This window comes from Pedococcus sp., assembly GCF_036554925.1.
Classification (GTDB): Bacteria; Actinomycetota; Actinomycetes; order Actinomycetales; family Dermatophilaceae; genus Pedococcus_A.
In genome coordinates, this window is the sequence record NZ_DATBMI010000187.1 from 1 (window position 1) to 11,292 (window position 11,292).

At 72.1% G+C, this 11,292-nt stretch carries 12 protein-coding genes; 1 reads left to right on the plus strand and 11 read right to left on the minus strand.

Going from position 1 to position 11,292, the window contains the following annotated elements; all coding sequences use genetic code 11:
* Positions 1 to 191 precede the first annotated feature (191 nt).
* The 6 genes from VIB11_RS14500 to VIB11_RS14525 form a co-directional block, all read right to left on the minus strand.
* Positions 192 to 551 carry a hypothetical protein gene (locus VIB11_RS14500; RefSeq protein WP_332031983.1) on the minus strand — a complete coding sequence of 120 codons (360 nt, stop codon included), beginning with the start codon at positions 549 to 551 and terminating at the stop codon, positions 192 to 194.
* A 76-nt stretch (positions 552 to 627) separates the two neighbouring features.
* The gene (locus tag VIB11_RS14505; RefSeq protein ID WP_414695849.1) at positions 628 to 1,398 is read right to left on the minus strand and encodes a cation transporter; all 771 of its coding nucleotides are present in this window, start codon (positions 1,396 to 1,398) and stop codon (positions 628 to 630) included.
* Complete coding sequence (locus tag VIB11_RS14510; protein WP_332032002.1) at positions 1,395 to 1,772, minus strand: metalloregulator ArsR/SmtB family transcription factor; 378 nt, start codon at positions 1,770 to 1,772, stop codon at positions 1,395 to 1,397. Before VIB11_RS14510 ends, VIB11_RS14505 begins: the two co-directional genes overlap by 4 nt.
* A gap of 149 nt (positions 1,773 to 1,921) precedes the next feature.
* Entirely contained in the window at positions 1,922 to 2,935 is a 1,014-nt protein-coding gene (locus VIB11_RS14515) for a serine hydrolase domain-containing protein (protein WP_332031987.1), read from the minus strand.
* A gap of 195 nt (positions 2,936 to 3,130) precedes the next feature.
* On the minus strand, positions 3,131 to 4,030 hold the full coding sequence (locus tag VIB11_RS14520; RefSeq protein ID WP_332032004.1) for a cation diffusion facilitator family transporter: 900 nt from the start codon (positions 4,028 to 4,030) through the stop codon (positions 3,131 to 3,133).
* A 17-nt stretch (positions 4,031 to 4,047) separates the two neighbouring features.
* A complete protein-coding gene (locus tag VIB11_RS14525; RefSeq protein WP_332031989.1) occupies positions 4,048 to 4,461 on the minus strand; it encodes a metalloregulator ArsR/SmtB family transcription factor in 414 nt (137 codons plus the stop codon).
* 183 nt (positions 4,462 to 4,644) lie between these two features.
* On the opposite strand from VIB11_RS14525, the gene VIB11_RS14530 reads away from it, so the two are divergent.
* Entirely contained in the window at positions 4,645 to 5,832 is a 1,188-nt protein-coding gene (locus VIB11_RS14530) for a hypothetical protein (protein WP_332031991.1), read from the plus strand.
* 45 nt (positions 5,833 to 5,877) lie between these two features.
* Here VIB11_RS14530 and VIB11_RS14535 read toward each other — a convergent pair whose 3' ends face one another.
* From VIB11_RS14535 to VIB11_RS14555, 5 genes are all read right to left on the minus strand, one after another.
* Positions 5,878 to 6,282, minus strand: coding sequence for a nuclear transport factor 2 family protein (locus VIB11_RS14535; RefSeq protein ID WP_332031993.1), 405 nt, complete (start codon positions 6,280 to 6,282; stop codon positions 5,878 to 5,880).
* A 128-nt stretch (positions 6,283 to 6,410) separates the two neighbouring features.
* Positions 6,411 to 8,402 (minus strand): DUF6541 family protein, encoded by a 1,992-nt coding sequence (locus tag VIB11_RS14540; RefSeq protein WP_332031995.1) that lies wholly within the window; start codon positions 8,400 to 8,402, stop codon positions 6,411 to 6,413.
* Complete coding sequence (locus tag VIB11_RS14545) at positions 8,387 to 9,115, minus strand: ABC transporter ATP-binding protein (RefSeq protein ID WP_332031997.1); 729 nt, start codon at positions 9,113 to 9,115, stop codon at positions 8,387 to 8,389. Before VIB11_RS14545 ends, VIB11_RS14540 begins: the two co-directional genes overlap by 16 nt.
* On the minus strand, positions 9,115 to 9,984 hold the full coding sequence (locus VIB11_RS14550) for an ABC transporter permease (RefSeq protein ID WP_332031999.1): 870 nt from the start codon (positions 9,982 to 9,984) through the stop codon (positions 9,115 to 9,117). The genes VIB11_RS14545 and VIB11_RS14550 overlap by 1 nt, the downstream gene beginning before the upstream one ends.
* A partial coding sequence (locus VIB11_RS14555; RefSeq protein ID WP_332032000.1) for a glycosyltransferase occupies positions 9,981 to 11,292 on the minus strand: 1,312 nt, incomplete at its 5' end. The genes VIB11_RS14550 and VIB11_RS14555, both read right to left, overlap by 4 nt.

Below are 11,292 nucleotides of genomic sequence, written 5' to 3' on the forward strand. Positions count from 1 at the left end.
GAGACGCCTCGATCTCGCCGCGGTGGCGCATTTGTGGCACATGGGAATCAAGCGCGGCTCTGCCGCGGCGCGGGGCCCCGCGATGGGTCCCGCGCTGCGGGCGCTTCGCGGCCTGCATGCACCCCACCGCACCCCGCGCAACAACAGGGGCGACCCACCCACTGGCGGAACGCCCTCTAGCAGCGGCGGTTCTAGCTCAGCGTGAGTTGTTCTCTCGAGGCCGGCGCGGACCCCCGAGTCCAGGCGACCAGAGCGGGCGTCAGCATGACCACTGCCTGCACGACGTAGGCCACCGCAAGGGGCACGACCCGGAAGGGCTCGCTTGCAGCCCCCGGAAGAACCAGCACAGCTCCGATCGCGGCAATGACCAGGAAGACCCGCCGAGCCACGTCTCCGTGTCGATAGATGCGAACCAGCAAGAACATCGACAGCGCCAGCCAGAAGAGGTGCGGAGCCAAGCCCGCGTCTGGGTAGACCGTCAGGGACTGCTGGGCAACCACTGCAAGGGCGGCCAGCATGAGCCACGAACGCACTCGAGCCCTATCCGCCATGCAGCGGAGCGTACCCAACACATCGCCCGCCAAGGCCCGGAAGTCGAGACGACCCGAAGCATCGGGCCGCGCATGCTCATCTGCTTCTCTCTGATGGGATGGTGGACAGGCCCAGTGCTCCTGACTCGGTCTTGCTGGGGCTGCTGCTGCCGGCACAGCAGTCGTCGTCGCAGCCCGCGCCCTGCGAGGCTTCCGCCTGGTGCCCGCCGCCGGGTGCGCAGCACCCCTCGCCGCGCCAGGCATCACGCCCCTCCTTCAGGGCGACGGCTGCGATCACCAGGGCCGCCGCTGGGTCCGCCCAGCTCCAGCCGAGGGTGGCGTTGAGTGCCAGGCCGACCAACAGCACCGCGGAGAGATAGGTGCACAGCAGCGTCTGGGTGGAGTCGGCCACCACGGCGCCAGAGCCGAGCGCCCGACCGGTACGACGCTGGGCCCAGGACAGGAACGGCATCACCATCAGCGACGCGATGGCCAGGCCGATGCCCACGGGCGAGGTGTCGGCCTCGGCACCGAACAGCAGCCCGCGCCCGGACTCGAAGGCGACGTAGGCGGCCAACACGAAGAACGACAGGGCCATCAACCGCTGGGCCACCCGCTCCCGATCCTCGGGCATGCGGTGGCTGAACTGCCACAGGATGATCAACCCGCTGGACACCTCCACCAGGGAGTCCAGGCCGAAGCCGACCAGCGCCACCGATGAGGCTGCCAGGCCGGCGGCAAGGGCGATGACGCACTCGAGAGCGTTGTAGGTCACGGACGCACCGGCCAGCAGCCGTGCGCGTCGGCCAAGCCGCAGACGTTGCTCGGCGGTCCGTGACGACACGGCGGAAGCAGCGGTGGCGCTCATCGCGTCTGCTCCTTGCCGTAGCGCGGACACAGCTGCACGGCGTCACCGGTCAGACCCAGCAGAGTCTCCGCCGCCCGCAGCAGGTCCATCGTCGCCTCCGGGTGGGCCAAGGCGTACACCGACGCACGGCCTTCCGGGCGGACAGTGACCAGGCCACAGTCGAGCAGACAGAGCAGGTGCTTGCTCACGGTCGACTGCGCCAAGCCGAGGTGCCTGGTCAGGTCGACGACCCGGTGCTCACCCAGCGCCAAGTGCTGCACGATGGTCAGCCGCGACCGGTCGCTGAAGCCGTGGAACAGGCATGCTGCAGCAGACAGCGCCACGCTCTCGGCCGCCCCAGGCACCAGAACAGGGTCGCCCTTTTGCGTTGTCATCGCCATATGGCGATATTAGGTGGAGGTCGCCCACTGCGGCAACCTCCCCAGCACTTCGTCGGAGGGTGGCCTCGAGAGGCCTTGCGTGGATCCGAGCTGCGACGACTCCCGGGTGTGGAGGTCGGCGCCCGCTGGCCGGGACGCCGAGGTCACCCGAGGTCGGCGTCGATCGCCCGCGCGAGCGTTGCGATCACCGGCCAGGCGCCCTCCGAGCTGTTCCCGAGCACGCTCACCGTCGTCTGGGCGTCGATGATGTGCGTAGACCGGAACGACGCGCCGGCGTCATACCCCTCCAGGATGAGCGCCGGGTGCGTCCGATGGATCCAGAACCCCATTCCGTATCGCATCCCCTCGTCCGGCACGTCGTGGCGCGGGCGGATCATCTCGGCGACGGCCTCCCGCGAGACGATGCGACCGTCGAGCAGAGCCAGCCAGAACCGGTGCAGGTCGTCCGCGGTCGTGAACGCGCCGCCGTCGCCGTTGCCGAGCACCGGGAGGTGCAGCGTGTTCACGAGGTCGCCCTCGTTGGAGACGTAGCCGTGTGCGGCATCGGCCGGCAGGTCGTTGAGCGGGAGGAATGCGGTGCGCTCCATGCCCGCAGGCTCGAGCACCAGGCGCCGCACGACGTCGTGGTACGTGCTTCCGGTCGCCCGCTCGAGGATGATCGCGAGCACGATGTACCCGCCGTTGCAGTATCCGAACCGCTCGCCAGGGGCGAACTTCCGCGGGTGCCCCTGAAGCATCGGCAGGAACGCCTCAGCCGTCGTGAGCGTGTGCACCGGAAGGGGCAGGACGAAGTCGGATGCCTGCCAGTCGCTGTCCTCGTCGAGGTAGTCGCCGATTCCCGAGGTGTGGGTGAGGAGCTGCTCGATCGTGACGCCGTTGTCGATGAGCGGCAGGTCGTCGCCGATCACTCCGCGGACCGGCTGGTCGAGCCGCAGCACGCCGTCCTCGACGAGACGCATCACCGCGAGGGCGGTGAACGCCTTGCTGCCACTGGCGATCGCGATCCGCACCCCTGAAGTGATCGGCACCCGGAGCGCGCGGTGGATGAAGCCCTCGCATCGCTCGAGGATGCGGTGGCCTGCGACATCCACCGTCGCGACGCCGGTGAACGCCTCGGCGGCGACCGCGTCATCGAGTGCTCGAGGATCTACGTTCATATCGCTCCCTGGAAACCCATGGCGCTCCCGCCCTTCGGTGTCAGTGCTCTCAGCGCAGCAGGTGTCACTCCCTCGCCCCACGCGGAACCGGAGGTGCCGTCGGATGACGGGGGCAGCCACCGCGTCGGCGCGGGACCAGCTGGGCGCGGCGCATGAGCCTCGCGCGCCGCTGCGGGCTGTCCAGAACCGTCCAGGTCACCAGGTCAGCTCCTTGCAACCGGTGTGGGTGTCAGGCTCGACCTGCAAGGTGGCGTGCTCGACGCCGAACCTGGCGCGCATGACCTGCCGGGCCTGGTCGAGGACTCCATGGGCATCGGCATCCGGGCCGGTGACCAGGTGCGCGGTGGCCACGTTCATGCCCGACGTCAGGGTCCACACGTGCAGGTCGTGCACGTCGCGCACACCCGGAACTTCCCCGAGCGCGCCCGCGACCTCGTCGGGGTTCATCCCCGCGGGGGCGTGCTGGCCCAGGACCGCGAGCACCTCCCGGCCGAGCATCACGGCACGCACGGCGACGAAGCAGGCGATGGCCAGCGCGATGCCGGTGTCCCACCATGCGCTGCCGGTCGCGGCGACCATGAGGCCCGCGACGATGACTCCGATCGACCCGAGGGTGTCTGCCACCACCTCGAGGTAGGCGCCCTTGACGTTCAGGGACTCCCCCGCCCCACCCCGCAGCAGCACGAGGGCGACCAGGTTCACGGCCAGACCGAGGGCCCCGACGACGAGCATGGGACCCGAGGCGACCTCGGGCGAGCCGCCGATGCGGGCGACCGCCTCGAGGGCGATGTAGATGGAGACCCCGATCATGAGCAGCGCGGCGAGCCCGGAGGCGAAGACCTCTGCCCGGTAGGAGCCGAAGGTGCGGCGCCCGGTGGTGTCCGGCCGACCCGCGATCCGGGTGGCGACCAAGGCCGCCCCGAGAGCGACGACGTCGGCGGCCATGTGCCCGGCATCGGAGAGCAGGGCCAGCGACCCCGCGACCAGCCCGGCGACGAGCTCGACGACGAAGAAGCCGGCAACGAGGCCGAACGCGATCCGCAACCGCCACCGGTGCGTCGCGCCGGCGTGCTCGTGGCCGTGCCCGGCGCTCACGAGTCCGTGCCCGGCGCTCACGAGCCCGTCCCCACCGCGGCACGAGAGGGGCCAGTGCCGTGACCGATGTGCTCGCGGGTGAGGTCGAGCAGCATCCGCACGTGGGCATCGGCGAGGCGGTAGTAGACCAGCCGAGCCTCGCGCCGACCGGCCACGACGCCGGACGCGCGCAGCATCCGAAGCGCCTGGGACACCGTGGTCTCCTGGGTGTCGGTGGCCGCCGCGAGGTCGGAGACGCACAGCTCACCCGCCTCGAGCAGCGCGTACAGCAGCCGGGAGCGGGTCGGGTCGCCGAGCAGCTTGAACATGGCGGAGGCCCGGAGCAGGTCGGCCTCCGGAAGGGTGGCGTCGCGCACCAGCTGGACCTTCTCCGGGTGGACGCTCTCCACCGCACACGCGTCCAGGCCCGCGACCTTCTCATCTGAGCGCATGATCAGACGTTAGCAGTACCCGCTGTCCCGCGCAGGTGGGAGGCGCCTTTCATCCCGTGGTTGTTCCGGCGGACTCGTGGATCACCGTCGAGCCGGCAACGGATGAGCGTCCCACCCGATCGGCCTGCCGGCGTGCAGTCGCTGCGCCACACTGGTAGCACGCCGAGAGGCAGGAGTCGTGCAGTGGACCCGCAAGCGATCACCCGAGCAGCAGAACGGGTCATCGGTGACCTCCAGGAAGGCGGGCACCGCACGTGTCTCGCGTTCGGCGGCGTCTCGACCGCGTACCACAGCGACGAGGACTCCACGGCGGGGTGGATCACGCGTTTCCTGGAGGGGTACTTCACGCCGACAACCACCGGAACCGCGGATGCCTCGGTCTACAGCACCGCCGATGCTGCCCTGTATGCCGCGCTGCAGGGCCTCGCGCCGCGAGGACCCGAGCTGGGAAGGAACGACTACGCCGACATCCCCGTGACGGAGGACGTCACCGTGGTTCACACCAGGGCCACGAAGGTCACGCCCGAGGAGGACGTGTACCTCGTCCTGTTCAGGCGGCAGCGGGGGGTCGTCCTGGCCACGTCGGGCAACCTCGAGGTGCGGCGCGAGGAGGGGATGCAGACGCTCCGGGCACTGGCCAAGTGGCTGCTGCTGGAACGGGGGTGGGTCCCCATGCACTCGGCCTGCGTGGCACGGGACGGCCGGGCGATCTGCATCGCCGGGGAGAAGGCCTCGGGCAAGACGAGCACCCTGCTCAACCTGCTGGCGCGGGACGGCTGCGAGCTCGTGGCCATCGACAAGTTCCTGGTCCGCGGCGCCGGGGCGCACCTTGAGGTGCGCGGGCTTCCCGGCAAGGCAGGCATCCGCGTCGGGTCGGCGATCGTCCAGCCGCAGGTGCTCAGCTGGCTCTCCGGGACCGCAGAGTCGTTCTTCCCGCACCTGGGCGCCGATGACGTGCAGCGCATCGCCGCCACCAACACCCCGGAGCAGCTGAGGCAGCGCTCCGAGAAGGTCCACCTGCTGCCCACCGAGCTGGCCGGGCTCTTCGGCACCTCCATCACCCCCGCCGCGCCTCTGCAGGTCCTGCTCACCCCCGTCTTCGACCTCGGGCTCCACTCGCCGCGCCTCGTCCCGGTCGAGCCCGAGCAGGCCCTCCGGACGCTGACCGCCTCGTACGCAGGCCTGCTCACCAAGGGCGAGGGCTTCCTCCTGCACTTCTTCGACCTGAGCGACGACCTGCTCAGGGAGAGGCTGGCAACCCTGCTCCCGAGCCGGGCGCCCCGGCTCGAGGCGTACGAGCTGCACCAGAACCATCGCACCAACGAGGAGGCGGCCGCCCTCGTCGCCGCTGCGCTCACCTCCGCGGCCTAGACAGGGGACGGCTCGGGGACCGCCGTGAGTCGCCCGTCAGGGAGATCACCCCGCGTCGGGTGCAGGTTCCTCCCCCATCGGCTCGACCCACCGGGCGCGCCACGCCGGCGGCTCCCAGGTCTCGGTGACGTAGATCCGCTCGCGGGCGACCTTTCCGTCCCGGAACTCCATCAGACCCACGACGAGGTGCGGCTGGTCGCCGTTGTAGTGGACCGTGTACTCGTTCACCCACAGGTCCCCACTGCCCCGGGTCCGGCAGTTCTCGAACGTCACGGTGACGGGAAAGGCCGAGCGCAGCGCGATGATGTTCTCGCGGCCGCGGATGCGTTCCCCACCCTGCGGGAACTCCAGCACGGCGTCCTCGGCGTAGAGGTCGGACGCCCGCACCTCGTCTCGCCCCCGGTGCTCGAAGTGGTCCAGGATCATGGCCCGTGCCTCGTGCTCGTCCACGCCTCGATGGTCACGCGGGACCGAGACGCGGTCAATGGCGGCGGCTTCGGGGGCGCCCGCCGGGGGGCCGGCATGGTCCAGGAGTCGCCGCGGCGTGCGCCCTCAGGGGCCGGGCGAGGCCGACGCGCTCAGGGGCCGGGCGAGGCCGCCACCGTCCGGCAGCCGGTGATCCGGTACAGCGTGAGGCGTCCGCCCGAGGCCACGGGCTCGAACCCGCGCCTGCCCTGGACCTGCAGCCCCGCGTACTGGAGCTGCCGCCGGTCCCCTGGCCAGAAGGTGCTCGGGCCGCTGAGCACGAAGTCGGCACCCAGCCTGCGCACCGCAGGGCACACCGCCGCGTCGTCCGACAGGTCGGCCAGCGAGCTGGCGACGGTGACCCGGTCCCGGCCCCAGGCTCCGTTCAGGTGCGGAAAGAGCACCTGCCGTCCGCCGACCGCCTCGGCCAGGGCCGATCCGTTCCAGGGGTTTCCGACGATGCGGCTTCCCGCGGGCACGACGGCGTCGAGCCGGTCGAGGAGCTCCCGCTCCGGGCCGCTGACCAGTGCCTGGCTGCGGTACCACGTGCCGACGACCTCGGCGTTCTCGCGCAGGTTGACGCCCTGCGTGACCACCACCAGGAACGCCACGCCAACCCCCCACGCGGTCATGGCCGGCAGGCGGCGTGACCATGCCCATGGCCGTGCCGGTGCCCCTGCGCGCGACCACGCCGACCCCACCCCCTCCCCGAGGACCGTGAAGCCCAGGACGGCAAGGGGCACCCCGGTCACCGGCAGGAGGGCCGCGAAGCGGAACGCGTCGTTGTACCAGGGGCCGGTGAGCGACTGCGCCAGCTCCGAGTCGCTTCCTGCGGCGAGCACGAACAGCGCCGCCGCCACGGCGTGGCAGCCCACGAGCCACCACAGCCGCGGCCGGCGCAGCGCCGCCACCAGCCCGACGAGTCCCAGCAGGGCCAGCGCGCCGGAGACCGGCAGCCGCTGGGGCGCCAACAGCAGGGCCTCGCCCGCGGCCTGGGCCACCGTCTGGCGCGCCGGCCAGTCGGTGCCGCGCGTGGACGCGAAGAAGGGAGAGACCGCGATGCCCCACAGCACCACGGCCGCCAGCGCCGCGCAGCCGGCCCAGCCCGCCGCGACCCGGACCAGGCGACGACGACCGCCGCGGGCGGGACGGCCGGCCGCCCGGGCGAGCTGCGCCCCGGTGGCCAGCACCACGGCATACACGGCGGTGGTGACCACGGCGTTGGGGTGGGCGAGGGCGAGCCCCGGAAGGACGGCCAGGGACGCGACCCACGCGTGCCCGCGCCCCAACGCGTCGTCGGAGGCCAGCCCCGTCAAGGCGGCACCGGTGGCCAGTGCGGCCGGCAGCAGCAGCGTCGCGAGGGCGTTCGGCCACAGGGTGCCGTAGGACAGCAGGAGGAACGGTGCCGCACCGAGCCCCACGGACACCACCGGGGCCACCAGCAGCGCGGGCAGGCTGCGGCCCAGGGCCTGCCGGACGAGGAAGAGACATCCGAGCGGCCAGACCGCGGCGATGGCCAGCGACACGGCGTTGGCCGCGGCGGCCACGTCCACGCCCGCCGACGCCACGAGCGCGGTGATGGCGTGCCACGCACCGGGGTAGAAGGCCGACGAGCGCTCGGGGCTGGTCAGGGTGCCCAGCGCCAGGCTGGAGGCGTTGCCGGTCTCCACGGCGCGCGCGACGGCGTTGAGGTGGAAGACGGCGTCGAAGGTCTGCGGGAACCTGTCGGGTCGACCGACGCCCAGGACCACCGCCCCTGCCGCGAGGGCGGCGGCCCCGGCTGTGGCCGCCGCGGGCAGGAGCACGAGGCTTCCTGAGTCGGGCGCCGGCAGGCGCCGGGCCCGTCCCCACGCACCGGCCGCCGCAGCCACCGCCAGCGCCGTGACGGCCGCCGGCGCGAGGCTCCACCGCACCCCGACCGCGGCCGCCACCACCGCGGCCACCGCGACCACCGACACCGAGATCGGCGGAGCCAGGCCCCACGCCGGTATGCCGCGCAGCCCAGCCGCGTAGGCGGCACCGAGCCCGGGAACGAGGAGCACCGCGAGGGCGAGGCCGACGGCGGGCAGGGTGGCGGCCCACTGCCCCATCAGGCCGCCCGCCACGCCGCGACGGTCTGCGCGACGGGTCCGTCGGCGACGACGCGGCCCGAGGAGAGGACGACGCCCCTGGTGCACAGCCGCGACACGAGGTCGAGGTCGTGGCTGACCACCACGAGGGTGCGTCCCTCACCGCGCAGCCGCTCGATCCGCTCGAGGCACTTGGCCCGAAACGGCTCGTCCCCCACCGCCAGGATCTCGTCGACGAGGAAGACGTCGGGGTCGGTGTGCACCGCCACGGCGAACGCCAGGCGCAGGAACATGCCGGAGGAGTAGAACCTCACCTGCGTGTCGAGGAAGTCGCCCACGTCGGCGAACTCGACGATGTCGTCGAAGCGGGCTCGCACCTCGTCGGCGGCCATGCCGAGGATCGAGGCGTTGAGGAAGACGTTCTCGCGGCCGGTGAGGTCCGGGTGCAGCCCAGCCCCGACCTCGAGGAGCCCGGCCACCCGGCCCCGGACACGCACCTCGCCGGCGTCGGGAGCCATCACGCCGGCCACGAGCTTGAGCAGCGTCGACTTGCCCGAGCCGTTGCGCCCGAGCAGCGCCACGGACTCCCCCTGTGGCACCTGGAGGTCGATGCCGGAGAGGGCCGTGAAGTCGTCCCTGAGGGCCCGCCCCTGGACCGCCCACACCAGGCTCTCCTTGAGCGAGTGCGTCCTGCGGAGGCGGAAGTGCTTGCTGACGCCGTCCACCTCGACGGCCGATGACCGACCCATCAGAGCTCCTGGGCGAAGCGCCCGGTCAGCCGCCGGAAGACGAGCTGCCCCAGGACGACCAGGCCACCGGCCACGGCGAACGCGACGGCGGTGTCGCGGGCCAGGTGCGGCGGCAGGGCGGCAAGGTTGGCGTCCGAGGCGTTCGCCCACGTCGCGCGGTGCATGAGCTCGACCGCAACGGTGAGCGGATTCGCCTGGTAGAGCTGGGTCGCCAAGGAGTCCTCGCCCAGCAGCCCGGCGACCCGCTGCCACGGGTAGAGCACCGGTGAGACCCACACGAGCACCATCAGGACGAGGTCGACGACGTTCTCGATGTCGCGGAACAGCACGTTGAGGGCCGCCAGCAGCAGACCGCAGCCGAGCGCCAGCGCGAACGACAGGACCACGGCAGCCACGAGGGCCACGATCCCGACCGGGTCAGGGCGCCAGCCGGCGGCGAGCGCCCCCACCGCGAGCACGACGAGCTGGGGCGCGAGGTGCACGGCGGCGACGCACAGGCTCGACAGCGGGAACAGCTCGCGCGGCAGGTAGATCTTGCGTACGAGGTCACCGTTGACCACGACCGACCGCGTGGCGTTTCCCACGGCCTCGCTGAAGGTCGTGACCACCGCCAGCCCGCCGAAGAGGTAGACCGCGTAGTCGCCGATCGCCCGCTGGTCCAGCAGCAGGCCCATCCCCACGAAGTACACCGCGAACTGGACCGCCGGCTTGACGTAGGACCAGCCGAGGCCCAGCACGGACGCCCGGTAGCGCACGCGCAGCTCCTTGCGCACCAGCAGCGAGAGCAGGTGCCGCCGCTGGAGCGCCTCGCGCAGTCCCCCGCCGCGTCCCTGTACGACCAGTGGCGAGGCCTCCACCGCCGCGGTCACCGCCGTGTCCCCCCTGCGATGCCGGTCGCGGTGCCGGTCGCGGTGCCGGTCGCGGTGCCGGTCGCGAACTCGTCCCGGTGGGGAGCCGCCTCGAGTGTCTTGCGCCACGCGTCCTGGCCCGCGAGCTCGGTCAGGGCCGCGCGGTAGCGCCGGGCGAGCGTCGGCCACTCCCGGAGCAGCCGCTGGTGCAGCGCCGCGCTCTCGCGCAGGGCCCGCAGCGCCAGCCCGCGGTCGCGCCGGTGCCAGGAGACGCCCGTGCCGTCCGTGGTCGACACGAGGGCCGAGTCGAGTCGCGACAGGGACCACCACCCGGCGTCCGCAGCGGGGACATGTCGCTCTGGGTGCTCGCCCGCCGACGGCCGCACGGGCAGCGCCTGACGCACCAGGCCGCCAACGGCCGCGGTGACGGTGGCCAGCGAACCCGCGGGGCGCGCCGTGACCAGGTCGCGCTTGCGGGGTCGGCCGCGGCGCACTGCGGCGAACTCCTCGGGGTCGGGCCGCACCTGGGCGTCCGGGTGGTCAGCCCGCGCAGCCCGGACCTCCGACAGCTTGAGCGGGAGCTCCGCGTGCAGTCGCTCCGGGCCTGCCAGCACGTCACGCAGTGCCAGCTGGCGCAGGGCGGCTGCGGAGTACTGCATCCCCAGCAGGTGCTTGACCTGGATCGCGAGGCTCTCGCGCACCATCCGACCGCCGAAGGCGAACGGCGAGTGCAGCAGCGCCGCGACGAACCTGTTGCGCGCGTGGAAGTACGCCTGCCAGTCCACGCTGTCGTCCTTGTCCGTCCACGGGACGTGCCAGACGGCGGCCCCTGGCAGGGACACCGTCGCGTAGCCCGCGGCCGAGGCCCGCAGGCCGTACTCGGCGTCGTCCCACTTGATGAACAGCGGGAGTGACAGGCCGACGTCGCGGATGACGTCGACCGGGATCAGGCACATCCACCAGCCGTTGTAGTCCACGTCCATCCGACGGTGGAGCCACGGCGTCGAGCGGAGGTTCGACGCTGCGAGGTCGTGGTCGTGCCGCGTGGGATCGGCTGCAGCCCAACGGAACTGCCACGGGATGACGACCTCCGCGAAAGCGTGCAGGACCGAGCGCTGGTACATGCTGAACATGTGACCGCCCACGATGGTCGGGCGCCTCGCGTGGTCGGCGAAGGCCACCGCACGCGCGATCCCCTCTGGCTCGCAGACGACGTCGTCGTCGAGCAGCAGCACGTACGAGCTGTGGTCGACGTCGATCGTCTCCAGCATGGCCCGCGAGAAGCCGCCAGAGCCTCCGAGGTTGGGCTGCTCGAGGAGGCGCAGCCTC

Coding starts and splice junctions, on each gene's coding strand:
- VIB11_RS14510 (WP_332032002.1), bottom strand. CDS start 1,772: ATGACAACGCAAAAGGGCGACCCTGTTCTGGTGCCTGGGGCGGCCGAG.
- VIB11_RS14545 (WP_332031997.1), bottom strand. CDS start 9,115: ATGGGTCGGTCATCGGCCGTCGAGGTGGACGGCGTCAGCAAGCACTTC.
- VIB11_RS14505 (WP_414695849.1), bottom strand. CDS start 1,398: ATGAGCGCCACCGCTGCTTCCGCCGTGTCGTCACGGACCGCCGAGCAA.
- VIB11_RS14515 (WP_332031987.1), bottom strand. CDS start 2,935: ATGAACGTAGATCCTCGAGCACTCGATGACGCGGTCGCCGCCGAGGCG.
- VIB11_RS14525 (WP_332031989.1), bottom strand. CDS start 4,461: ATGCGCTCAGATGAGAAGGTCGCGGGCCTGGACGCGTGTGCGGTGGAG.
- VIB11_RS14500 (WP_332031983.1), bottom strand. CDS start 551: ATGGCGGATAGGGCTCGAGTGCGTTCGTGGCTCATGCTGGCCGCCCTT.